The organism is Pediococcus argentinicus (assembly GCF_001437605.1).
GTDB lineage: Bacteria > Bacillota > Bacilli > Lactobacillales > Lactobacillaceae > Pediococcus > Pediococcus argentinicus.
Genome location: NZ_JQCQ01000026.1, coordinates 1 through 23,977 on the forward strand (window position 1 = coordinate 1; position 23,977 = coordinate 23,977).

Annotated in this window: 23 protein-coding genes; 21 read left to right on the forward strand and 2 right to left on the reverse strand. The window is 36.3% G+C overall.

The features are described from left to right. Nucleotides 1–39 precede the first annotated feature (39 nt). From IV88_RS06580 to rpsI, 4 genes are all read left to right on the forward strand, one after another. The gene (locus IV88_RS06580; protein ID WP_057799974.1) at nt 40–840 is read left to right on the forward strand and encodes an energy-coupling factor transporter transmembrane component T family protein; all 801 of its coding nucleotides are present in this window, start codon (nt 40–42) and stop codon (nt 838–840) included. Between the two features lie 2 nt (nt 841–842). Next, nucleotides 843–1,589 (forward strand): tRNA pseudouridine(38-40) synthase TruA, encoded by a 747-nt coding sequence (gene truA / locus IV88_RS06585; protein ID WP_057799976.1) that lies wholly within the window; start codon nt 843–845, stop codon nt 1,587–1,589. A gap of 134 nt (nt 1,590–1,723) precedes the next feature. Continuing rightward, a complete protein-coding gene (gene rplM / locus IV88_RS06590; RefSeq protein WP_057799978.1) occupies nt 1,724–2,167 on the forward strand; it encodes a 50S ribosomal protein L13 in 444 nt (147 codons plus the stop codon). Nucleotides 2,168–2,181: 14 nt separating this feature from the next. Then, on the forward strand, nt 2,182–2,574 hold the full coding sequence (rpsI, locus tag IV88_RS06595; protein ID WP_057799980.1) for a 30S ribosomal protein S9: 393 nt from the start codon (nt 2,182–2,184) through the stop codon (nt 2,572–2,574). A 71-nt stretch (nt 2,575–2,645) separates the two neighbouring features. Here the strand turns inward: rpsI and IV88_RS06600 are convergent, their stop codons facing one another. Then, complete coding sequence (locus tag IV88_RS06600) at nt 2,646–3,044, reverse strand: pyridoxamine 5'-phosphate oxidase family protein (protein ID WP_057799982.1); 399 nt, start codon at nt 3,042–3,044, stop codon at nt 2,646–2,648. A 188-nt stretch (nt 3,045–3,232) separates the two neighbouring features. Between IV88_RS06600 and IV88_RS06605 the strand changes: the two genes are divergently transcribed. The 5 genes from IV88_RS06605 (at nt 3,233) to IV88_RS06625 (ending at nt 9,304) form a co-directional block, all read left to right on the forward strand. Further along, nucleotides 3,233–5,074: a phosphotransferase gene (locus IV88_RS06605; RefSeq protein WP_057799984.1), complete on the forward strand. Its 1,842-nt coding sequence runs from the start codon at nt 3,233–3,235 to the stop codon at nt 5,072–5,074. Next, nucleotides 5,064–6,026, forward strand: coding sequence for a DMT family transporter (locus tag IV88_RS06610; RefSeq protein WP_057799986.1), 963 nt, complete (start codon nt 5,064–5,066; stop codon nt 6,024–6,026). The genes IV88_RS06605 and IV88_RS06610 overlap by 11 nt, the downstream gene beginning before the upstream one ends. Nucleotides 6,027–6,031: 5 nt before the next feature. Continuing rightward, nucleotides 6,032–6,718, forward strand: a complete 687-nt coding sequence (locus tag IV88_RS06615; protein ID WP_057799988.1) for an NTP transferase domain-containing protein — start codon at nt 6,032–6,034, stop codon at nt 6,716–6,718. A 229-nt stretch (nt 6,719–6,947) separates the two neighbouring features. After that, nucleotides 6,948–7,736, forward strand: a complete 789-nt coding sequence (locus tag IV88_RS06620; RefSeq protein WP_057799990.1) for a tyrosine-protein phosphatase — start codon at nt 6,948–6,950, stop codon at nt 7,734–7,736. Nucleotides 7,737–7,894: 158 nt separating this feature from the next. After that, nucleotides 7,895–9,304 (forward strand): APC family permease, encoded by a 1,410-nt coding sequence (locus tag IV88_RS06625; RefSeq protein WP_057799992.1) that lies wholly within the window; start codon nt 7,895–7,897, stop codon nt 9,302–9,304. Nucleotides 9,305–9,327: 23 nt separating this feature from the next. On the opposite strand, the gene IV88_RS06630 is transcribed toward IV88_RS06625, so the two are convergent. After that, nucleotides 9,328–10,272 carry an NAD(P)-dependent oxidoreductase gene (locus IV88_RS06630; protein ID WP_210726806.1) on the reverse strand — a complete coding sequence of 315 codons (945 nt, stop codon included), beginning with the start codon at nt 10,270–10,272 and terminating at the stop codon, nt 9,328–9,330. Between the two features lie 77 nt (nt 10,273–10,349). On the opposite strand from IV88_RS06630, the gene IV88_RS06635 reads away from it, so the two are divergent. The 12 genes from IV88_RS06635 to IV88_RS06690 all read left to right on the forward strand — a co-directional run bounded on the left by IV88_RS06635 (nt 10,350) and on the right by IV88_RS06690 (nt 23,968). After that, nucleotides 10,350–10,949, forward strand: a complete 600-nt coding sequence (locus tag IV88_RS06635) for an ECF transporter S component (protein WP_057799994.1) — start codon at nt 10,350–10,352, stop codon at nt 10,947–10,949. A 93-nt stretch (nt 10,950–11,042) separates the two neighbouring features. Continuing rightward, complete coding sequence (locus IV88_RS06640; protein WP_057799996.1) at nt 11,043–11,684, forward strand: glycoside hydrolase family 73 protein; 642 nt, start codon at nt 11,043–11,045, stop codon at nt 11,682–11,684. 18 nt (nt 11,685–11,702) lie between these two features. Next, nucleotides 11,703–12,278, forward strand: a complete 576-nt coding sequence (locus tag IV88_RS06645; protein ID WP_057799997.1) for a xanthine phosphoribosyltransferase — start codon at nt 11,703–11,705, stop codon at nt 12,276–12,278. Between the two features lie 19 nt (nt 12,279–12,297). Further along, the gene (locus tag IV88_RS06650) at nt 12,298–13,437 is read left to right on the forward strand and encodes an ATP-grasp domain-containing protein (RefSeq protein ID WP_057800000.1); all 1,140 of its coding nucleotides are present in this window, start codon (nt 12,298–12,300) and stop codon (nt 13,435–13,437) included. Nucleotides 13,438–13,523: 86 nt separating this feature from the next. After that, the gene (gene pcrA, locus IV88_RS06655) at nt 13,524–15,815 is read left to right on the forward strand and encodes a DNA helicase PcrA (RefSeq protein ID WP_057800002.1); all 2,292 of its coding nucleotides are present in this window, start codon (nt 13,524–13,526) and stop codon (nt 15,813–15,815) included. Nucleotides 15,816–15,901: 86 nt separating this feature from the next. Next, the gene (locus tag IV88_RS06660; RefSeq protein WP_057800004.1) at nt 15,902–17,059 is read left to right on the forward strand and encodes a CamS family sex pheromone protein; all 1,158 of its coding nucleotides are present in this window, start codon (nt 15,902–15,904) and stop codon (nt 17,057–17,059) included. Between the two features lie 11 nt (nt 17,060–17,070). Then, nucleotides 17,071–17,385, forward strand: a complete 315-nt coding sequence (gatC, locus tag IV88_RS06665) for an Asp-tRNA(Asn)/Glu-tRNA(Gln) amidotransferase subunit GatC (RefSeq protein WP_057800006.1) — start codon at nt 17,071–17,073, stop codon at nt 17,383–17,385. Nucleotides 17,386–17,387: 2 nt separating this feature from the next. Continuing rightward, on the forward strand, nt 17,388–18,851 hold the full coding sequence (gatA, locus tag IV88_RS06670) for an Asp-tRNA(Asn)/Glu-tRNA(Gln) amidotransferase subunit GatA (RefSeq protein WP_057800008.1): 1,464 nt from the start codon (nt 17,388–17,390) through the stop codon (nt 18,849–18,851). Beyond that, nucleotides 18,851–20,278 (forward strand): Asp-tRNA(Asn)/Glu-tRNA(Gln) amidotransferase subunit GatB, encoded by a 1,428-nt coding sequence (gatB, locus tag IV88_RS06675; RefSeq protein ID WP_057800010.1) that lies wholly within the window; start codon nt 18,851–18,853, stop codon nt 20,276–20,278. The genes gatA and gatB overlap by 1 nt, the downstream gene beginning before the upstream one ends. A gap of 26 nt (nt 20,279–20,304) precedes the next feature. Further along, the gene (locus IV88_RS06680) at nt 20,305–21,315 is read left to right on the forward strand and encodes a diacylglycerol kinase (protein WP_057800012.1); all 1,011 of its coding nucleotides are present in this window, start codon (nt 20,305–20,307) and stop codon (nt 21,313–21,315) included. A gap of 70 nt (nt 21,316–21,385) precedes the next feature. Next, complete coding sequence (gene rlmD, locus IV88_RS06685) at nt 21,386–22,753, forward strand: 23S rRNA (uracil(1939)-C(5))-methyltransferase RlmD (protein WP_057800014.1); 1,368 nt, start codon at nt 21,386–21,388, stop codon at nt 22,751–22,753. A 105-nt stretch (nt 22,754–22,858) separates the two neighbouring features. After that, nucleotides 22,859–23,968, forward strand: coding sequence for a serine hydrolase domain-containing protein (locus IV88_RS06690; RefSeq protein ID WP_057800016.1), 1,110 nt, complete (start codon nt 22,859–22,861; stop codon nt 23,966–23,968). Nucleotides 23,969–23,977 lie beyond the last annotated feature (9 nt).

The following is a 23,977-nucleotide window of genomic DNA, read 5'->3' on the forward strand; positions in this document are numbered from 1 at the left end:
TAGAATATATATTTTAAATATACGAGGTGGTGGTTAACAATGAATAAAATACTACTTGGTAGATATTTACCGGGACATTCGTTTATTCATCGAATGGATCCTCGTATGAAAATTGTCTTGAGTTTTTTGTATATCATAACGGTGTTCTTTGCCAACTCGTGGTTAATGTATGGAATTCTCTTTCTAGGGGCACTTTTTTGGATTGTAGGCTCTCAGATACCAATCAAGTACTTTTGGGACGGTGTCAAACCAATTATTAGTGTCATTCTCCTAACCATGTTAATTCAAATTCTGTTTGGAGTTGGGGGACATGTTTACTTTAAATATGGGATTATAACTGTAACTAGTCAGGGGTTGCTAAATGCTGTCTATCTAGCAATTCGATTTATTCTGATTGTGTTAGTATCTACGGTATTAACGTTATCGACATCACCACTAGAAATATCTGGAGCGATTGAGTCGCTATTGATGCCTCTTAAAAGATTTCATTTCCCTGTGTATGAGTTGGCATTGATGTTGTCGATTGCTTTGAGATTTGTTCCGACCCTGATTGATGAAACGGAACGCATTATGAATGCTCAACGCTCAAGAGGAGCTGATTTCAGTCATGGATCTTTGTGGACAAGGATTAAGAAGTTGATTGCAATTTTAATTCCATTATTTGAGAGCGCATTTGGGAGAGCCGATGAGTTAGCAGTTGCAATGGAAGCACGTGGATATCGTGGTGGCGAAGGTCGCAGTCGCTATCGTGTGCTACAACTTCAACGAATGGATTGGGTGGCTGCTCTAATTATGATTGCATTTAGTATTTTAATTATTTTGATGAGAGTTTGGGGTTAAACATGCGTTATAAAATAATAGTTGCCTATGACGGTACTAACTTTGCTGGTTTTCAGCACCAACCAAATCAGCGAACTATTGAAGATGTTATTTCAAGAGCAGTTAACAAAATTGCTAAAGACCCAGAACCTAGTATTGATATTTTCGGATCTGGGAGAACTGACGCTGGTGTTCATGCATTGGGACAAGTAATTCATTTTGATTTATCAATACAAATGACCGAAACAAACATGCTCCATGCTTTAAATAGTCTTTTACCACTAGATGTTGAGGTCTTACAGGTAGAAATTGTTCCAGATGATTTTCATGCTCGTTTTAATACTAAAGGTAAGCGTTATGAGTATCGATTGGCCTTAGGTGAATTTGTAAATCCTTTCAAAAGGAACTATACAGGTCACTGGAAGTTTCCGATTGATATTAAATTGATCCAACAAGCTATTACAGATTTAGAAGGGGAGCATGACTTTTCTAGCTTTGTTGCCTCTGGTAGTACAGTGAAAGATCATGTACGTACTATTTACGAGGCTAGTGCTAGACTTGATGAAGACTCAAATGAAATTGTTTTTGAGTTTTACGGTAGCGGCTTTTTATATAACATGGTTCGCATAATGGTTGCAGTACTAATTGAGATTGGCAGTAAAAGGCGGCCTGTAGATGATATTCCAAGATTATTCGAAGTGAAGGATCGTAATCAAGCGCGTGGAACTGCACCAGCTAGTGGGCTTTATCTTAAACAAGTTTATTATTAGAAATCGCCAGAAACAATTGACTTTAGTGTAGTTAGTTAATATAATGATATTTGGTATTGTTTACCTCCACAAAGTAAGCCCCGGAAACTTATTTAAAGTTGAGTTAAACAAAACAGAAATTGGAGGAAATTCAAGTGCGTACAACATATTTGGCTAAACCAGGTGAAGTAGAACGTAAATGGTATGTCGTTGATGCTACAGATATCTCTTTGGGACGTCTTGCATCTACAGTTGCTTCTATTTTACGCGGTAAGAACAAACCAACATTTACACCTAACGTTGATACAGGTGACTTTGTCATCGTCGTTAATGCTGAAAAGGTAAAACTAACAGGTCGTAAGGCTACAGATAAGATTTACTATCACCATACATTACATCCAGGTGGTTTGAAACAAAAGACTGCTGGTGAAATGCGTGAAAAGACACCAGAACGTTTAATTGAAAAGTCTGTTAAGGGTATGCTCCCACATAACACATTGGGACGTAAGATGGGCATGAAGTTACACGTATATGCTGGTCCTGAACATGAAAATCAAGCTCAAAACCCAGAAAAGCTTGACATCACGAACTTAATCTAAGGAGGAACTGAATTTTGGCTGAAGCACAATATCGCGGCACAGGTCGTCGTAAAAACTCCGTTGCTCGTGTACGTCTTGTACCGGGAACCGGTAAAATCACTGTAAATGATCATCCAATCGAAAACTACATTCCATTTGCTAACTTACGTCAGGTTGTTTTACAACCATTCGACGCAACAGAAACAAATGACAACTATGACGTTATTGCTAACGTTAATGGTGGTGGTTTCTCTGGACAAGCTGGCGCAATCCGTCATGGTATCGCTCGTGCATTGCTCGACGTTGATCCTGACTTCCGTGCACCACTTAAAAAAGCTGGTCTATTAACACGTGACCCTCGTATGAAGGAACGTAAGAAATACGGTCTTAAAAAGGCTCGTAAGGCAGCTCAATTCTCAAAACGTTAATATTACGATTTTTGCGAATCAAAAAGGACTTCCAATCGGAAGTCCTTTTTTCGTATCCAGATTTATTATTGTTACTCTGTATATAGTTCTCCAGCTTTAGGACCAGCATCAAGTGTCCAGATTTTTTCAATGGTAATCACTACAGCGGCCTTGGGAGCTGGGTGACCTTGTTTAGCCCATTCCAAAGCGTTGTCGAAATATTCTCCATCGGTATAAACCTTGGCTGAACCTGCAAAACGATATCCTTTCATTGTTGGTAAATCGGCAACAGCTACAATTGCCTTTCCATTTGCTTGAATGTTACGGAGAGTTTGTTTTGCAGTCATTTCGTTATAGATTAAGTGTTGATCGTCTAGCACGCGTAAACTCATCTTAGGTCCAATGTCTGGCGTTCCTTGTTCGTCAACAGTTGCAATATACGCTAAATCATTTTTGAAAAAGTCTTTCATATCGTTTGTTAGTGTGGTCATATTTAGTTCCTCCAACTATATAGAATTATTTTTAACAACGTAGTTTTATCACTTATGATTACTAATTACAAGTAAATATGATTTAGGTGCTTACTGAACTTGTTGTTAGTTTATACTAGTGATACACTAAAACACGTGATGTTCAATTATTGAACATCACGTGCTTGGCTTTTGAAGGAGAATAAAAAATGATTAAAATATACCCATTGTTAAAAATGATTAATAATAAGTCTAGTTTTACGCAGAGAGATTTAGCAAATGAATTACATATTTCTCTCGGAACAGTCAACTCTCAGATTAGGGAGGCTATTCAAAAAGGTTTGATATCTACAGAAGGTAATCATTATGAGTTAACTGAAGTCGGAATTAATGAAGTTGCTTCAACATTAATTACGGAAAAAGAAACCTTATTGAAACCTGCAGATAACAATAAAGTTACTACAGCAGTTATCTTAGCGGCAGGTAAAGCGCAAGACTTTGAAATGCCGGCTTGTTTACTGCCAATTAATGGAGAAACACCTATAGATCGGACTATTAGTATATTGAACTATGTGGGTATTTCTGATATTTATGTCGTTTTAGGGTATCAAGCGAATGAAGTAAAAGCTCATCTAGCTAACCAGAATATACATTTCTTGGAAAACAGCCAATATGAAGAAACTGGTACAATGGCGTCATTGGCTTTAATTAAAAATGTCGTGAAGCAAAATACCTTGGTTATTGATGGTGATCTAGTTTATGAAAGAATGATTGTTGAAGCATTGATGGACAGTGGCTTTACAGATGGAATTATTACAACAAGTATTCGAGGTAGTGGTGATGAAGCCTTTGTTGACTTTGATAATCAGAATAATTTGATTAAAATCTCTAAGGACATTCGGCAAATGAATAGATTATCGGCTGAAATGATTGGAATTAGTAAAATATCAGTTAGTGTCCTAAATCGTATGTTTGATATCTATGAACAAAATCAAAATCCTTGGTTAAACTATGAATATCTATTACAACAGGTTGGTACCTCGTTTGAGGTTAAGTGTGTATTAATGAGTAATGCAGCATGGGTAGATTTAGATAACCAGAAGGAACTCTCCAAAGCTAAAAGCTACACACTTCCTTTAATTAAGCGAAATGAAATGGATAATCAAATCGCCTATGCGAAGGAACAAATTGTTAAGGCCCTGAAAATTGATTCAAACAGTATTAAAAAAGTTACATTTGCAGGTGGAATGACCAATACTAATTATGAAGTAGAATTTGATGATAAGAATTACTTTATAAGAATTCCTGGTAAATGGACAGAAGTAATGATTAATCGGAAAAATGAAACAAAGAATGCTAAAACAGCCAGTGATCTTGGATTGAATGTTAAAACGATTTATATAAATGATCAAACTGGAATTAAAATTACGGAATCCGTTCATAATGGTGTAACTTTATCTTCAAGAATGGTGAAAATAAGTAATAATCTTGCTGATATTGCTCATACCTTGAATGAATTACACAATGCAGATATTACTTTTGAAAATTCATTTATTTTTTTGAAAGAGTGGAAAGAGTATGAGGATCTTGTTGAAGAACAAAATGCATCTTTCTATCCTAACTATGAACAAAATAAATCAAATGTTTTAAAATTAGTTGATTTATTAAAAAATAAATATGGACTAGAAAGTCAGCCCTGTCATAATGATTTAGTGGCAGAAAACTTTATTCGTAGTTCAACGGGACGTCTTTATTTAATTGATTGGGAATATTCTGGTATGAACGATCCATTCTGGGATTTGGCAGCTTTGTGCAATGAGAGTGAATTGAATGATACAGAAGAACGTGAATTTTTAGTGAAATACTTCGGCAGAAATCCTAAGGAAAGTGAAATAACAAAGCTACAGATATTTAAAGTTTTACAGGATATTCTATGGAGTACATGGACAGTTGCAAAGGAATCAGCTGGCGAGGATTTTGGTGATTATGGTATCAATCGTTATAAGCGAGGAGTATCTGTGATGGAAGGAATTCTCGAAAATGAAAAATAATACGGAGTATTCTTTAAAAGGTGATGCTTTTGGATTATTAGGCGGTATGCTCTGGGGAATTGATACTGTTCTTATTGGAATAGTCTTAGCGATGTCTCCGTTAAAAAATTACGTCATCATTGCACCACTAGTTGCTACGTTTCTTCATGATTTTTGCTCAACTATTTGGCTTTTGATATATACTGGTTTTCAAAAGAATTTGAAATTATTCTTCAGTTCGTTTAAGACTCGTGGAGCTTATGTGGTTATGTTGGCGGCCATTTTTGGTGGCCCTTTAGGAATGACTGGTTATGTACAAGCCATTCATTATATTGGTGCAGGAAATACTGCAATTATCTCAGCCGCATATCCAGCTTTTGGGGCATTATTAGGACGAATTTTCCTAAAAGAACGATTAAATCGATTGGGAATCTTTGGACTGACATTAACGGTGGCTGCAACAATCGTATTAGGAACTGTTTCTGGCGGAGGCAATCAAAATAGTATGATTGGATTCGCTTTTGCAATTATGTGTGTGGTCGGTTGGGGTAGTGAATCTGTTATTTCATCATTTGGGATGAGGGAAATGCTTCCCGATATTGCCTTACAAATTAGACAAATGACTTCAGCAATAGTTTATTTGGTTGTCATTTTACCTCTTTTTAAAGGATATCGATTGGTGCTTAATACATTAATGAATCAACCAACAATTCTATTAATTGCAATAACTGCTTTAGCAGGAAGTATTTCATATTTAATGTATTATCGTTCCATTAAGTATATCGGCCCAACAATCGCGATGGGGCTAAATATTAGTTTCTCTGCGTGGACGGTTGTATTTGGTTTCTTTGCGGGAAGTGACTTTTCCATTTTGAAGATAGTTATCGCCATTATTATTATTTTAGGATGCGTTTTGACTGCTGGTAAACCACAGGATTTTATGGAACAGATAAGTAAATTCAAACGGGAGTGAATAAAATGAATGCAATTATTATGGCGGCAGGTTTAGGTAGTCGATTTAAAGAAATGACAAAAAATACGCCTAAATCCTTATTGCCTATAAATGGGGTACCAAATTTAGAAAGAACTTTAACTATGCTTAACGAAAAGGGTATTAGTGATATTTTAATCATTACTGGATACCTAGCAGAAAAATTTAACTATCTAGTGGATAAATATCCAGGTGTTAAAATCAAGGTCAATCCTAAGTACAGGGAATACAATAGCATGTATACGTTTAGCTTTGGATTAGATTCATTCGGTGATAGCCTTGTAATTGATGGTGATACCGTTATGAATAAAAATATTTTTGAAACATTTCAGCAAAGTACATATGTTACTAAGATTCGTACTAACGGAGATGAAGAGTGGTATCCGGTTACGAATAATGAAGGAAAAGTTATTCGAATGGATACTAGCAGTGGCCAAGTTCCAACAATGACTGGAGTTTCTTATTGGAGTCAAGAAGACGCTAATGTAATTAAGTTGTTATTCGATCAGTACTTAACTCCCGACCAATTGGACAATTCCAAGTTGTATTGGGATAATATTCCGACAGATAATTTTGATAAATTGAACGTTACAACCTTTGAAGTATCAAATGATTCTATGTATGAAATGGACAATCAAGAACAGTATTATGATGTTCAAACTAAGGTCAAATAAAACATAATCATAAAAAGAGACTCTAGTCTCTTTTTAAGTGTGTTTCTAAATTTTAGGAATGATTTGGTTCAATATTTTACCTCAATATTGCATAAAATAATATAAGATGATAACGTAATTATTGTACATAGGCGATACATAAACAGCAGTTATTTGAATGATAGTTATAAAATACTGTTGATTAAAAATTCTGGTTGCTAAGCCAATCAATATAGAATGGATGATAATAATGGGATTAATTGATTTGCATTGTCATATATTACCAGGTGTTGATGATGGCTCAAAAGATATGGAAATGTCGTTACGGTTGGCTAGAGTCGCAGTTGAACAAGGTATTTCACATATAGTTGTCACACCGCATCACATGGATGGTACCTATACTAATCATAAAAAAGATGTTATTAAAAAAACTCAGGATTTTCAAAATGAATTAGATAAACACCAGATTCCACTCACCGTATTTCCTGGACAAGAAGTTCATTTGACTGGTGAGCTTATGCAAGCAATCGATGATGATGATATTTTGTTCTTAGATGCAGATAATAGATACTTGTTGCTGGAATTGCCACATAGCGGAATACCGGAATATACTGAAAATATGATATTTGATTTGTTATCACGAGGCATTACACCTGTGATTGCCCATCCTGAGAGAAATCATGGATTTCAAAAGGATCCGGATAAGTTATACGACTTTATCGAACAAGGATGTTTGTCTCAACTTACAAGTAGTAGTTTGTTAGGTATCTTTGGTGAGAAGGTTGAAAAGCTAACTCAAAAGATAGCAACTGCCGATTTAGGGTTCATTATTGCATCAGATGCCCATAACTTTGAAGGAAGAAGATTCCTTATGAAAGAGGCGTTTGGTCGAATTGATAAGGACTTGGGGATGGATGCAGTTCAACGTTTTGAAAATAATGCCAAAAGTATTGTGAATGGCGAAGATGTTAATACGGATTCAATTAAGAAAGTATCAGACGTTAAAACTAAGAAGAAAAGAAGATTTTTGTTTTTCTAAAGTTTCATAGTATTGGTTATCTGGTTCCGGAGAGTTTTCTCTCTGAAGCTTTTTTAGTTATTAGAAAATACAATTAATCATAAATTTGACAAAAATATTAAAACCCTTTATGATTTTATCATCAATTCTTAATTTTAAATCATTCAAAAGAGGTTTATATGACAAATAAGAATAACACAGGTTTATTTGCTCGTAAGCAAATTAATACAGACTTATTTAAGAAAACAGGATTAGAAAAATCATTATCTGCTTTTGGATTAACGATGATGGGAGTAGGGGCGGTTGTTGGATCAGGAATTTTTATTACACCTGGTATTATTGCCGCTACAAAGGCCGGCCCAGGGGTGACGTTGTCATTTCTATTAGCTGCAGTGGTCTGTGCTCTGGCAGCATTGTGTTATTCAGAGTTTTCTTCCACCATACCGTTAGCTGGAAGTGCTTATACATATATTTATGCTGTTTTTGGAGAATTACTAGCCTGGGTTTTAGGTTGGGCTTTAATCTCTGAATATTTATTTGCGGTTTCTTCAGTGGCCGTGGCTTGGTCGGCATACTTCCAAAATCTTTTAGCTGGATTTGGGTTAAAACTACCAGAGTTTTTACAAGCTTCGTTTGGGACTGTTGGAGCACCACATGCGGGAATTAACTTAATCGCCATTATTGTTACACTGTTGGTTTCATATTTCCTAACCAAAGGTGTTCGCGAGTCAGCTCGAGTCAATAATATTATGGTTATTATCAAAATCGCTGTTATTTTATTATTTGTTCTAGCTGCAGTGAGATTTGTTAAGCCCGCAAATTATAATCCATTTCTTCCATTTGGCGGTCTGGGGGTATTAAGTGGTGCTGCCGTAGCTTTTTATGCTTATATCGGCTTTGATGCTGTTTCAGCAGCATCTGAAGAAGTTAAAAATCCTAAACGAGATATGCCAATTGGAATTGTTAGTTCATTGATTATTTCATCAATTCTATATATTGGACTGGCTACAGTATTAGTTGGAGTGGTAAATTATAAGCATTTGAATGTTGCGGATCCTGTTGCTATGGCACTAGCATTAACGCATCAAAATTGGTTGGCTGGCATCGTATCATTGGGTGCGGTTGTGGGGATGACAACTGTTCTGCTCGTTATGTCATATGGTGGAACACGACTTATCTTTGCTATTAGTCGAGATGGACTTTTGCCAAAGAGTTTGCACAAACTTAATCCTAAAACGCATGTGCCAGTAGCCAATACCTGGATTTTTGGTGTAGTCGGAGCTATCTTTGCGGGATTAATTCCATTGGATAAAATTGCTGAATTAGTTAATATCGGAACGTTGTTTGCTTTTTCACTAGTTTCAATTGGTGTTGTGTTCTTGAGACAAGATCCAGAATTTAAGGATTTACCACGTGCTTTTGAAGTACCATTTTATCCAGTATTACCAATCATTTCGTTTATTTGTTGTGTTGGACTAATGCTCTTATTAAGACCTATCACATGGGGCGCATTTCTTCTATGGCAAATTGTCGGACTTTTGATTTATGGATTCTATGGTTATCGTAATAGTAAATTAAGAACAAAATAAAAACTGCCAGAGATGGCAGTTTTTTAATATCCTTTAATTAAATCAACTTCATTTGTTAAGTATTCTTGATTTAGATATTTGCGTAGGTTCTCAATAAAGATGGTTTGAGCATCGTGATTTAGGTTGTGGCTTACCGCAGAGTTGTGTGGAGTTATGAGAATATTAGGTTCACTCCATAAAATACTGTCTTGAGGGAGGGGTTCTGTTTCAAAAACGTCCAAAGCTGCATGATCAACATTACCATTATGAATTGCTTGCTGTAATGCTTCAGTGTGAACTGATTTGCCTCGTCCAACGTTGATAAACAAGAATAAATGCTTGAACTGTTGGAAAAAGTCATAATTATAGAAGTGGGTAGTCTCAGTAGTCAATGGAAGAATATTAACTACGATATCTGCTGTAGGTGCTAATAAATTGTAATCAGAAATCGAAATATTTTGATTAAAGTATTCAGCTGCATGACCGGAATGATTAACACCAATTGTATGTCCACCAAATGCCTGAGCAATTTTAGCAATCTGTGAACCGATATGTCCTGTTCCAAAAATTAGCCAATTCATTTTTGACAAAGTTTGTAGAGAATCCATAGAGGGATGTAAACTCCAATCTGATGCTTGTCGCATTTTATTAATTTGTTCCATTTGACGACTAAAGTAGAGTGCGTACATAGCAACAGATTCTGCAATTGATTCAGAATGAATTCCACTAGTATTAGTCAAAGCGATATTCTGTTGTTTGAGTGTTTCCAGTGGAAAGTAATCCACACCAGCACTATATGATTGAATCCATTTAATTTGATTAGGTTGTTTTAACATAGCTTGTAATTTTTGGTCCGATCCCCAAACAATATCAATCTTAGATTCTGTTTCAGGGGTGATGTTTGAACTGTCCCAATATTGAACGCCATCGGTTGGCAAATTTGTTCGAATACTTGGAGCAATTTGATCGGCAATATAAATGTTTTTCAAGTTTAAGAACTCCTTTCAAACTACTCCTTCATGATATAATAAAGTAAACTTTATTTGTAGTAATTGAGGATGAAAAAATGAATTCAAAAAATAGTACAAGACGTTTAACAATTATGGCTTTGTTTTTTGCAATTATTATTATTCAAAATTATGTTCCGCTCTTAGGATATATTCCGGTCGGACCGCTTGAAGTTACTACGATTCACATTACCGTAATTATTGCTGGAATAGTCATGGGACCACGGGATGGTGCTATTGTCGGTGGATTGTGGGGAATCGTAGATTTAATTCGAGCATGGACTTTAACGTCCAGTGTTTTGGGTAACATTGTGATGAAGAATCCACTGATATCAGTTTTACCCCGAATTTTAGTAGGGCTTATTGCTGGGTATATCATGGTATTTTTATCAAAACGTTCAATGCAACGTCAACTCGCTATGGTAATTAGTGCAGTGATCGGTTCATTAGTAAATACAGTTCTGGTTTTGGGATTGATATATTTATTTTTCCATGGTGGCTCCACTGAGCTTAATAAGATTAATATTCCAGCTCTTTTACCATACGTTTTAGCTGTTGCTGGGACAAACGGAATACCTGAAGCAATTGCGGCTGGTATTATTGCTCCATTGATTTCTACACCACTGTTAAGATATACAAAGTTTGGACAAAATAAATAACATAAAGAAGTTTAAAATCATGGTCTTAAGACTATGATTTTTTTTGTGATTCGGGTAAACTTAATAAGAATGCAAAACTCGGAGGAGAACTACTTGGCAACAAAGAAAAGAAAGACGAAAAACAATTTTTTTTATCGGCGTGGTCAACTCCAATTATCCAACGTTATCGGGGTCGTTTTGGGAGTTAGTTTGGTATTGGCTTTGGGTGCACAGTATCTTTCTAGCAAGCAAATATCAACTCCAAACACAGAACAAATTGATCCAACGATTCAGCAACACAAAAAGTTTATAAAGACTATTGCTCCATACGCGGAACAGATGCAGCGACAATACAATGTGTTAGCTAGTATCTCGATTGCTCAGGCAATTTTAGAATCTAATTGGGGCCAGAGTGGTCTTTCAAAAAACTATAATAATTATTATGGTATTAAGGGAAATACAAGCCAGCCTAGTAAGTACATGAAGACGCAGGAATTTGTGAATGGTAAGTGGATTACGATTACCGATAGTTTCAGAGTCTATCGGTCGTGGCAGGAATCAATGCGGGATCATTCATTACTTTTAGTTAACGGTACTAATTGGAATCCTAATCAGTATCAGAAAGTTTTACAAAGTAGCAACTATAAGCAAGCCGCTGTCGCTTTATATAATGCGGGATACGCGACTGATCCGGGTTATCCACAAAAACTAACTCGGCTAATTGAACAGTATCAATTAAATCAATATGATAAATAAAACGTGGGGGGATCAATTTTGAAGTTATTAGAAGACAAGATTAAAAAAGAGGGTATTGTTTTACCCAATAATGTTTTAAAGGTTGATAGTTTTTTAAATCATCAAGTTGATCCAAAGTTGATGTACGAAGTCGGTAAAGAATTTAAGCGACTATTCGGTGATTTAGGAGTTACAAAAATACTAACAGTTGAGTCTTCAGGAATTGCTCCTGCAGTTATGGCTGGTTTAGCAATGGATGTACCAGTAGTATTTGCAAGAAAACATAAGAGCTTAACACTTACCGATGATATGTTTACAGCAGATGTCTATTCATATACAAAACAGACGAGTAACACGATTTCGATTGCAAAGAGATTCATCAATGATCAGGATAAGATACTAATTATCGATGACTTTTTAGCTAATGGACAAGCCGTTTCAGGATTGTTTGATATTGCTGATGCAGCAAAGATTGATGTTGTTGGCGTCGGAATTGTTATTGAGAAAACTTTCCAAAAAGGTCGCAAACTTATTGAACAACATAACGTGCGGTTGGAAGCATTAGCTCGGATCAGTAAGTTAACTGATGATGGCCAAGTTGAATTTGAAAATTAAGATGATGGGATGAATAACAGTGACTAATGAAGTACAAACACAAAAACAAATAATTTATCCTGGTGACACCATTGGTATTATTGGTGAGGGCTTTGGTGGTGCTCAACTAGTTGTAACTGCAAGATCCATGGGATTTAGAGTTGTTACATACACTACTACTGAAGTTAATGATATGGCTCGTTACGCAGACTTTGGCATGATTGGCAGTTTAAAAGATGCTGATAAACTTCGTAGTTTTGCTGAAAGATGTAAGATCGTTATTTATGAGTCAGAAAAAGTGGATTTAGCAACGTTAAACTATATCAGTCGTTATACTTCTGTTCCGCAAGGCACCGATTTACTAGAAATGGCTCAAGATCGAGTAGTTGAAAAGGCAGCCCTACAACAAATGGGTGTCTCTGTCACTACACATGCGACGATAGTTGGTTTAGATGACATTTATGAGGCTATTCAGGATATGGGTTATCCAAGTATGCTTAAGCCAATTTTAAAGGATCCATTACATGAGCAAAAAATGTTAATTGAACGTCAACTTGATATTCCAAAGGCTAATAGTTTACTTAACCATGGTACATATTTACTGGAGCCATGGGATCAAGATAGTCGTGAAATTTCAATTACAGTGGTTAAAAATATCGATGGTCGTGAAAAGTTTTTCCCAATGGTTGAGAATATTTATCAAGATAATCATTTGAAAGAAACTCGTGTACCGGTTCAGCTTAGTTCTGATCAACAGAACAGAATCGTCGAATCTACAAGTCGAATTTCTAATAATGTTAACTATGCTGGTATTTTTTCAGTGGTTTTCTACGTAAATAAAAACGGAATTACACTTAAAAGATTAATTCCTAGTATTCACCGTTCACATAACGTTTTTGATACGGCAACTAATGTGTCGGTTTACGAAGAACTATTGAGGGCCTTAACTGGAATGAGAATGATTGATATTCGTTTGATTGAGCCATCAATTATGTTGAATTTGAATGAAGAACAATTACCTCAAATCCGAACTCAGTGGTTAATCAAGGATAATTGGCACTTTAAATTCTATCCTCGAATCACTAATAAACGGGATCCAAAACGGATTGGATATGTATTGGCAGAAGGCGACAATATTTCCGCTTTACAAGAACAAATTGATAATACAGATGTATGGTAAAAAGGACTGATTTGATTGAGCCATGGAACTAAATATCCAAGGCTCTTTTTGATTGTAAAGGTTATAAATGGAGAGGGACAGATAACGTGGCAGATGCAGATTTATTAAAAGGCTTAAATGACAAACAAAAAGAAGCTGTGCAAAGTACTGAAGGACCATTGTTAATTATGGCTGGTGCTGGTAGTGGTAAGACACGAGTTTTAACTCATCGAGTAGCTTATCTCATTGAAGAAAAAAAAGTTAATCCATGGAATGTTTTGGCGATTACGTTTACTAATAAGGCTGCACGTGAAATGCGAGAACGTGTTACGGGCTTATTGGATGAATCTGGTCGTGATATCTGGGTTTCTACATTTCACGCACTTTGTGTCAGAATTTTGAGACAAAATATTGATAAGATTGGATACAATCGTGCTTTTTCAATTGCAGATCCTAGTGAGCAACGAACTTTAGTAAAGCATATCTTAGCAGACCTGAATTATGACCCTAAAAAGTTCGATCCGCGGTCAGTTTTAGGTGCAATTTCAAATGCTAAGAATGATTTATTGACACCTGCAGACTATCGTGAAAATGCCACAACACCTTTTGAAGCGGTTATTGCTGATATATATGATGAATATCAACGTCGTTTAAAAGCTAATCAGGCGTTAGACTTCGATGATTTAATCATGAAGACAATTAGCCTATTTCAAGATAATCCAGAAACACTACAGTATTATCAAGATAAATTTCACTATATTCATGTCGATGAATATCAAGATACTAATCAAGCCCAATATCAATTAGTTACAATGTTAGCTAAAAAATATCAAAACATTTGTGTAGTTGGGGATTCCGATCAGAGTATTTACGGTTGGCGTGGTGCTGACATGAAAAATATTCTTAATTTTGAAAATGATTATCCTAATGCGACGACCGTTATGCTGGAACAAAATTATCGTTCTACTAAGAATATCTTGGGTGCTGCCAATAATGTTATTAATAACAATATAGAACGTAAGCCCAAGGAACTCTGGACTGATAATAATGAAGGAGAACAAATCTCTTATTATCGTGGTCAGACCGGTACTGATGAAGTTCATTATATTGTTCAACAAATTCGTGACCAAATGCAGTCTAATAATTATGGTTATGGTGATTTTGCAGTTCTGTATCGAACTAACGCTCAGTCACGAGCAGTTGAAGATGTTTTTCTGAAAGCTAACATTCCGTACACTATGGTTGGTGGTCATAAGTTTTATGACCGAAAAGAAATTCGGGATGTTTTAAGCTATTTGACATTGATAGCTAATCCCGAGGACTCAATGAGTTTTGAACGAGTTATTAACGAACCTAAGCGTGGCATTGGTGGAACATCCTTAGCTAAATTGCAATCGTTTGCTGATGAAAATGGTTGGTCGTTATTACAGGCAGCTCAAAATGTACAAATTGCGAATGGTATTTCTAGTCGAGCAAGAAACTCAATCGAAGCTTTTGCGAAGAAGATTACGGATTTGCAGAAGATGGCAGAGTTTGTATCCATTACGGAATTAACAGATGCAACATTAGATCAAACTGGTTATCGTAAAAGTTTGCAAGATTCTAAGACATTGGAATCGGAATCAAGACTAGAAAATATTGATGAATTTTTAACGGTTACGAAGCAATTCGACGATCGAATTGAAAATGATGAAGATACTAGTGAAACAGAAGGCGTTACTAAATTAGTGGACTTTCTTGCTGATTTGGCATTAGTATCCGATCAGGATGATGTTGAAGAAGAACCTTCGCAAGTTACGTTGATGACTTTGCATGCTGCTAAAGGACTTGAATTTCCAGTGGTATTCTTAGTTGGGATGGAAGATGGTATTTTCCCACTTTCACGTTCAATGCTAGATCAAGATCAATTGGAAGAGGAACGTCGATTAGCTTATGTTGGAATAACGCGTGCACAGAAGAAGTTGTATATCACAAATGCATTTTCAAGAATGCTATATGGTAAAGTTCAAAATAATATGCCATCAAGATTTATCGCTGAAATTGGGGATGAATATCTTCACAGTGAAAATGCGGTTGATCAGAGTCAACGTGACTACTTTGGCAAGAAGCGTTCTGGCTCTACATCAACCGAGTATCCATTTGATAATAAGATGCAGCGCGCCACAGCAACGACAGTTCGAGCAACACGTTCCACAGTGATTAGTGATAATACTGGATCTGGTGCTGATAAGAAGTTATGGGTTGCCGGAGACAAAGTTGAACATAAGGCTTGGGGTACTGGTACAGTGGTTAAGGTGACAGGTAAGGGTGAAGATGCGGAGTTGGATATTGCTTTTCCTGAACAAGGTGTTAAACGTCTCTTAGCAGCTTTTGCACCAATTAAAAAAATTACGGACTAGTTATAGAAAAACTCTCATGGAGTTAAGTCGCGTAAGTTGTATAATAGTGTGGTATGCAAATATAGATGCGTTATAAGGAGTCTAATATGAATTTAGGTAAAAAGTTGGTACTCGGATTAGCAGTGTTGACAACGGGATTGAGTTTGGCAGCCTGTGGAAATCTAAATAATTCTAATATTCAAAAGACTGATAGTACAACGGGGAAACAAAATAAAAAAAGTACTTATCAAGTGACAGGGCAAGCATCAGGTAGTCAATATGCCGGAACCATTAAAAATGGACACTATGTAACCAGTACGTCACGGGGATTAACAGCGGGACAGAATGGAAATATAAATAATGTTAAGAGCTTCGAAAATGGTCTACAAAGCATTTCCAAACCTGTTTTTGCGCCTAGTAAGTATGTTTTCCAAGAGGGACAAAATTTAAGTTCCGATACAGTTCAAAAATGGTTGGATCGTAAGTCAAAAGACAATCCAGAGGGGCTTAATCCAAAAGATAACGGGTCTAAGAGTCCAACTAAACGTAATCCAATCTATCTTCAAGCTATGGAAGAACAGGATTACATGGAAAAGTCTGGCAATAAGTTAAAGATTAAGGGTATGACAATTGGACTTGCGATGAACTCGGTAGATTATTATCGCAAAGAACAATATGGTGCTCAATTTGAAACAAAGATATCTGACGCCGATATTAAAGCACAGGCTAAGATAATGGCTCAGACTGTTTTAGCTAGATTGAGACAAAGATCTCAGCTCAAAGATATCCCAATTGCGATTGGAATATACAAGCAGGCTTCTAACGATAGCCTAACTGGTGGTAATTACCTAATGTACTCAGTTAACAAGGGCGCTTCACTATCAAGTTGGAAGACAATGGACTATCAAAACTATGTCTTACCAGAAAAGAATGGTGAATCAGTACCTAACAGTAATGACGCAAGTGCATTTGAAAACTTTAAAGATCAGATTCAGAGCTTCTTCCCTAACCTGAGTGGAGTTACTGCACAGGCACAATACAAGGGTAAAACGATGCAAGGCATGAAAGTCAATATCACGACCCAGTTCTATAGTGAAACAGAAATTAACAGCTTTACACAGTTCGTAAATGAACAAGCCCAAAAGTTCTTACCAAGTGGTGTTAATATTGATATCACAATTCAATCTACAGAAGGTGTGCAATCGTTCTTGACTAAGAATGCAAACGAGAAGAGCTACTATAGTCACATCTTTACTAGTTACTAGGAGGAAATGAAATGTCAGAGAATAAACAAATTAGTGCTAGCGACGTTGAACACGTTGCTGGATTAGCTAAGTTAAAATTTAATGATCAAGACTTGAATAAATTTACTGATCAGTTTGGTGATATCTTAGACCTTGTTAACACATTAAATGAAGTTGATACAGATGGTGTTGAGCCAACTTTTAGTGTGACAGACCAAATTAATACAATGCGTGAAGATGTTGCTGTTAATGCTCATCAAAAAGAAGAACTATTAAAGAATGCACCTGATACAGAAAACGGATTTATCCGTGTACCAGCTATTATTGATGAAAGCGAGGAAGGTTAATAATGAATTATTTTGATACTTCACTTGAAGAACTTCATCAAAAACTTGTTAGTAAAGAAATGACAGTTACAGAATTGGTAAAAGATACTCTCGATCAGATTGAGTCTGACCAAAAGGAACTTAATGCTTACGTTACTGTTGATCGCGACGGTGCATTAGCACAAGCAAAGGCAATTGATGAAAAAGGTATTAATGCTGATAACTTATGGGCTGGAATTCCAGTTGCCGTTAAAGATAATATTGTAACCAAAGATCTTAAAACAACGGCTGCTTCAAAGATGCTTGAAAACTTCACACCAATTTATGACGCAAACGTCGTAGAAAAACTTAAAGCTAATGATGTCGTAATTATTGGTAAGACTAACATGGACGAGTTCGCAATGGGTGGCTCAACAGAAACGTCATTCTTCGGTGCTACTAAGAACCCTTGGGACCATACTAAAGTTCCTGGTGGATCATCAGGTGGTTCAGCAACAACTGTTTCTGCTGGAGAAGTGTTAGCCTCATTAGGTTCCGATACTGGTGGTTCAATTCGCCAACCAGCTTCATTTACGGGAATTGTTGGTGTTAAGCCAACTTATGGTCGTGTATCTCGTTATGGTTTAATTGCATTTGGATCTAGTTTAGACCAAATTGGTCCTTTAACTCGATCAGTACGTGATAATGCCGCTTTACTAAATATTATTGCAGGTAAAGATGATCGCGATATGACTAGCTCAGACCAACCAGTTGATAACTTTGCTGCAAAAATTGGTCAAGATTTAACTGGAATGAAAGTTGCCTTACCTAAGGAGTACTTGGGTGAAGGAATCGATGCTGATGTTAAGAAATCGGTCTTAGATGCAGCCGAAATATTTAAGAAACTTGGAGCAACTGTTGACGAAGTTTCTCTTCCACATAGTAAATATGGTGTAGCTGCTTATTATATTATTGGTTCTTCAGAAGCTTCATCTAATTTACAAAGATTCGATGGGATTCGTTACGGTTACCGTGCGGAAGATGTTAAATCATTAGAAGATGTTTATGTAAAAACTCGTTCAGAAGGTTTTGGTGATGAAGTTAAACGTCGTATTATGCTAGGAACATACTCACTATCTGCAGGGTTCTTTGACGCTTACTTCAAGAAAGCCGCACAAGTACGTACTTTATTGATTAATGATTTTAAAGAAATCTTCAAAGAACATGATTTCATTATTGGACCAACAGCTCCAACACCAGCATTTAAGCTTGGAGCAGAAACGGCTGATCCAACAACGATGTATATGAATGATATCCTAACAATTCCATTGAATTTAGCAGGATTACCAGCCATGTCATTACCAGCTGGATTTAGCGACGGAATGCCAATTGGTCTCCAAATCATTGCTAAACCATTTGATGAAGAAACAATGTATCAAGCTGGATCTGCATTTGAAGATGCAACTGATTTTCATAAAGAGGTTCCAGGACAAGGAGGACAAAACTAATGAATTTTAAAACGACAATTGGACTTGAAGTCCATATTGAATTGAAAACTAATTCTAAAATTTTTAGTCCTTCACCAGCTGAATTTGGTGACGACGCAAATGCTAATACCAATGTTATTGATTGGGGTTATCCTGGTGTTTTACCACAAACAAACAAAGGTGTTATTGAAGCCGGTATGAAGGCAGCCATTGCTTTACATGCTGAGGTAACCCGTGAGAACCACTTTGATCGTAAAAATTACTTCTATCCTGATAATCCGAAAGCTTATCAAATCACTCAATCAGTTACACCAATTGGTAAAGATGGCTGGATTGAAATTGACGTTGATGGTAAGAAGAAAAAAGTTGGAATTGCAGAAATGCACGTGGAAGAAGATGCTGGTAAGAATACACATAATCCAAATGGCTATTCTTATGTGGATTTAAACCGTCAGGGTACACCATTAATTGAAATTGTTTCTAAACCAGATATTGAATCTCCTGACGAAGCATATGCTTATCTAGAAGCTTTGCGTCAACGAATTCAATTTACCGGAATTTCCGATGTTAAGATGGAAGAAGGATCAATGCGTGTGGACGTTAATATTTCAATTCGTCCAATTGGTTCTGATAAATTTGGTACAAAGGCTGAACTTAAAAATTTGAACTCATTTAACTTTGTTCGTAAAGGTTTAGCCTTCGAAGAAAAACGTCAACAAAAGATTCTTTTGTCTGGTGGTCAAGTTCGCCCAGAAACTCGTCGTTTTGATGAAGCATCTGGGGAAACAATTCTAATGCGTGTTAAAGAAGGCGCTGATGACTATCGTTATTTCCCTGAACCAGATGTTCCTGTTGTAACTATTGACGATAACTGGTTAAATAGTGTTCAAGAAGCAATGCCTGAAATGCCAGGTAAACGTCGCGAACGCTATGTTAATGAATTGAAGCTTTCAGACTATGATGCAATGGTTCTAACACAAACTAAAGAAATGTCAGATTTCTTTGAAGAAGCCATCGCTGAAGGTGCTGATCCTAAATTGACAGCGAACTACCTAATGGGTGACGTTAACGCATATCTAAATGATCAAAAAGTTGATCTTCAAGATACTAAGATTACACCTACCAATCTTGCAACAATGGTTAAGATGATTAGTGATGATACGATTTCATCTAAGATTGCTAAAAAGGTTTTCAAAGCTATTACTGATGGCGAGGAACCAAGTGCATGGGTTAAAGCTAAGGGCTTAATTCAACTATCAGATCCTGATAAATTGAATCCAATCATCAAGTCGATTGTTGATGATAATAGTCAATCAGTCGAAGACTTTAAGAACGGTAAAGATCGTGCAGTTGGCTTCTTAATTGGACAAATTATGAAACAAACTAAAGGACAAGCTAATCCTAAAGTTGTTAATCAGTTATTAATGAAAGAACTAAAAGTTCGTTAGAGTTATAAATTTGGAGGAAATGTAGCATGGCAAAACGTGCGCGAGTTATCTATAATCCCACTTCTGGGCGGGAAGCAATTAAACAAAATTTAGTTGAAATCTTGGCGGTCTTTGAAGAAGCGGGTTATGAAACCAGTGCCTTTGCAACAACTCCTGAACCGGATTCTGCTAAGAATGAAGCTCGCCGCGTGGGTCGTGAAGGATTTGATTTGGTTGTTGCAGCTGGTGGTGATGGTACGATTAATGAAGTGGTAAACGGAATTGCACCACTACGTCGACGACCAAGAATGGCAGTTATTCCATCTGGTACAACAAATGATTACGCTCGGGCTTTAAGAATTCCACGCGAAGATCCTGTTCAGGCTGCTAAGATTGTTTTAAAAGACCAACGATTTAAGATGGATATTGGCAAAGCAGGCGAGAATTATTTCATTAACATTGCAGCTGGTGGATTATTGACCGAATTAACTTATGATGTTCCCTCAAATTTAAAGAGTGTTTTTGGTTATATGGCTTATCTCGTTAAAGGGGCTGAGATGTTACCTCGTGTCAAACCAGTCGATATGGATGTTGAGTTTGATGGTGAAACGTACAAAGGTAAAGCATCAATGTTTTTCTTAGCTTTAACTAATTCCATCGGTGGTTTTGAACAAATTGTGCCAGATGCTTCCTTAGACGATGGTAAATTCACATTAATCATCGTTAAACCGGGTAATTTACCAGCCTTACTTCATTTAATGGCAAAGGCATTGAATGGAAAACACGTTAATGATAGGAGAATTATTTATCGGAAGGCCAAAAGAGTAAAAGTAAAACCGGTTGATGAACGGGTTATGGTTAATATTGATGGTGAGTATGGTGGGGATGCACCCATGACTTTCAAGAATTTACATCGCCATATTGAAATGTATGCTAATCTAGATAAGATGCCAGATGATGCGGTTGTGGCATCTGATCCAGAAGTTCAGGAAGCAGAACGGCGTTTTGCTGAAGAAGTTGATCAGATTCCTGACGATGAAACAGATTTAGATGATTAATTGCTAAACGGGTTCACTGTAAGACGGTGAATCCGTTTGTTATAACAGCCATGAGGCAACAGGAGAAAATATGAAATTTATTGCACCAGTAGAAAAAAACAAAACATATGAAGTAACAATTGAAGATTTAACTTATCAAGGGATGGGTGTTGCGAAGATTGAAAACTTTCCAATCTTTATTGCCAACAGTCTTCCTGGTGAACGAATTGAAATGGGTGTTACCAAAGTTCAAAAGACTTATGCTTTTGGTAGAGTAGTTAAAGTTATTAAAGAGAGTCCAGATCGAGTTGAAGGCAGTGGGGTTGAATATACTCAAACTGGAATTGCTCCATTACAAAATTTGGCATATCTAGCTCAATTGAAATTTAAGCAACAACAAATTCAAAACCTACTTAACAAAGATCATTTAGATGATATTAAAGTTGATGAAACCATTGGCATGGAAAATCCAACGGAATACCGTAATAAGGCCCAAATTCCGGTTCGAAACGTTCAAGGAGAATTAAGTACAGGTTTCTTCCGTCGTAACAGTCATGATTTGATTCCAATCGAAGACTTTTATATTCAGGATCCTGTGATTGATAAAGTTATCTTGCAAGTTCGTGATTTATTACGTCGTTTCCACGTTACTGCTTATGATGAACGTAATAATTCAGGTGTAATACGTAATGTAATTGTTCGCCGTGGCTATTATTCACACGAAATCATGGTTGTTTTGGTTACTAGAACAATGACAATTCCAGGTCAAAAAGCACTTGTTGAAGAAATTAGTAAGATCGATGGTGTAGTAAGTATCGTTCAAAATATTAATTCACGTCCTACTAACGTCATAATGGGACCTAAAGATAATGTTCTTTGGGGAGAAGCTGTTATTCATGATGAACTAATGGGATTGAAATTTATGATTTCTGCTCATTCTTTCTACCAAGTAAACCCAGTGCAAACTGAAAAGCTTTATCAGTTAGCTATTGAAAAGGCTGATCTTAAAGGCAATGAAACAGTTGTTGATGCTTATTCTGGAATTGGAACAATTTCATTGGCAGTCGCTAAACATGTTAAAAAGGTTTACGGCGTTGAAGTCGTTAAAGAAGCCGTTCAAGATGCTAAGTTAAATGCAAGTCTAAATGATATTGAAAATGTTAAGTTCATAACAGATAAGGCTGAACGCCAGATGGCAAAATGGGAGTCTGATGGTCTTAAACCTGATGTTGTTTTCGTTGATCCACCTCGCAAGGGACTCGCTCCTGAAGTGATTGATAGTATTGCTGATATGAAACCAAAGAAAATTGTATATATTAGTTGTAATCCAGCTACTCTGGTTCGTGATATTCAGTTATTCTCTGATCATGAATATGAAGTTACGGGCGATATTCAACCAGTTGACCAATTTCCACAGACACCACATGTTGAAAGTATTACAGTTTTAACCGCTAAATAAACCGCTTTAGCGGCTTTTTTGCGTTCAACCCTGTATTGCATAAAATATAAGGAAATGATAGAGTTATTAGGTTATAGAAGTATTTTAAAAAGTGGAGAACGATTTATGAAAAAAGCATTGACGTGGATCTTTGGTACAATTGGGACCTTGATTGTCTTTGGTGGTATGGCTTTTGGATTATCAATGGTTAATAAGAACTCGTTGGCACATAAGTATTTGGGCCAACAATTGCCCAAGATGTCAAAAATATCATTGGGAAATAATAAGAAATCTCGTGATTCATCCGGTGAATCAATTAGCGAAAGTCAATTAAAAAATGTGTTGGGCAGCAATAAGGTTAATGGAGCTATTGCCACATCAAGCAATGGTGATGTTTCAAATGCTTCGCGTGGCTACAGTAATTTTGATAATAAAACAGCATTTAAAGATAGTGACCAGTTTTTGATAGGTAGAACTCAAACAGCATTAAATACGCTTTTGATTTTACGTTTAGTTGATCAAGGAAAATTGAAACTTAGTGATAAACTTGAAAAGTATTATCGTTCAGTTCCAGGGTCTGATCAGATTACAGTTAAACAACTGATGAGCCAAACATCAGGTCTAGATACTCTTGTAGATGCACCCACAGACGGCTCAACTTATTCGTTTGTTAGTTGGGTTGCAGGTAACGCAACATTTGATCCAGGCTTGATTGGAACGTATAAGTTCTCACCTGCTAATGGGTTGGTGATTTCTGGAATTATTCAAAAAGTTTCTGGTAGTCAATATGAAGAATATGTAAAGAGTGAACTAATTGATCATTTGGATCTAAAAAACACTTCATTCGGATCTTCTCTAAAAAATGTCGCTTACTACAATACAAATAGAGAAAAGCTAACTGACACTGATTTACAAAGTATGACTGTTAATACTTATCGTAGTGATGAGCTATTAAGTACACCGCAAGATATCGCTAGAATGTTTGAATATGGGTTTAGTAGTAAGTTCATTAGTAGTAGTCTGTTGAAGTCAGAGTTCGGTACCAACAAGTCAAAGGTGTTTGGCTTCAAGAAAGAAGGCAATAACATTTTTTTGGAGCAAGTACTAGGTCAAGGTGGAATACGACTTGATTGGAATTATAGTAGCAATGTAGGATCAGTCATATTTAGTAACTACGCAAGTAGTTCAAAAAGTATTAGTAAAGCTAATAAGACTGTCTTTGAAAAAATCAATTAACCAAATTAT

Excerpts from the sequence above, each read along its gene's own strand:
- IV88_RS06580 (WP_057799974.1), top strand. The coding sequence starts at position 40 with ATGAATAAAATACTACTTGGTAGATATTTACCGGGACATTCGTTTATT.
- truA (WP_057799976.1), top strand. The coding sequence starts at position 843 with ATGCGTTATAAAATAATAGTTGCCTATGACGGTACTAACTTTGCTGGT.
- IV88_RS06600 (WP_057799982.1), bottom strand. The coding sequence starts at position 3,044 with ATGACCACACTAACAAACGATATGAAAGACTTTTTCAAAAATGATTTA.
- IV88_RS06605 (WP_057799984.1), top strand. The coding sequence starts at position 3,233 with ATGATTAAAATATACCCATTGTTAAAAATGATTAATAATAAGTCTAGT.
- IV88_RS06610 (WP_057799986.1), top strand. The coding sequence starts at position 5,064 with ATGAAAAATAATACGGAGTATTCTTTAAAAGGTGATGCTTTTGGATTA.
- IV88_RS06615 (WP_057799988.1), top strand. The coding sequence starts at position 6,032 with ATGAATGCAATTATTATGGCGGCAGGTTTAGGTAGTCGATTTAAAGAA.
- IV88_RS06620 (WP_057799990.1), top strand. The coding sequence starts at position 6,948 with ATGGGATTAATTGATTTGCATTGTCATATATTACCAGGTGTTGATGAT.
- IV88_RS06625 (WP_057799992.1), top strand. The coding sequence starts at position 7,895 with ATGACAAATAAGAATAACACAGGTTTATTTGCTCGTAAGCAAATTAAT.
- IV88_RS06635 (WP_057799994.1), top strand. The coding sequence starts at position 10,350 with ATGAATTCAAAAAATAGTACAAGACGTTTAACAATTATGGCTTTGTTT.
- IV88_RS06660 (WP_057800004.1), top strand. The coding sequence starts at position 15,902 with ATGAATTTAGGTAAAAAGTTGGTACTCGGATTAGCAGTGTTGACAACG.
- gatC (WP_057800006.1), top strand. The coding sequence starts at position 17,071 with ATGTCAGAGAATAAACAAATTAGTGCTAGCGACGTTGAACACGTTGCT.
- gatA (WP_057800008.1), top strand. The coding sequence starts at position 17,388 with ATGAATTATTTTGATACTTCACTTGAAGAACTTCATCAAAAACTTGTT.
- gatB (WP_057800010.1), top strand. The coding sequence starts at position 18,851 with ATGAATTTTAAAACGACAATTGGACTTGAAGTCCATATTGAATTGAAA.
- IV88_RS06680 (WP_057800012.1), top strand. The coding sequence starts at position 20,305 with ATGGCAAAACGTGCGCGAGTTATCTATAATCCCACTTCTGGGCGGGAA.
- rlmD (WP_057800014.1), top strand. The coding sequence starts at position 21,386 with ATGAAATTTATTGCACCAGTAGAAAAAAACAAAACATATGAAGTAACA.
- IV88_RS06690 (WP_057800016.1), top strand. The coding sequence starts at position 22,859 with ATGAAAAAAGCATTGACGTGGATCTTTGGTACAATTGGGACCTTGATT.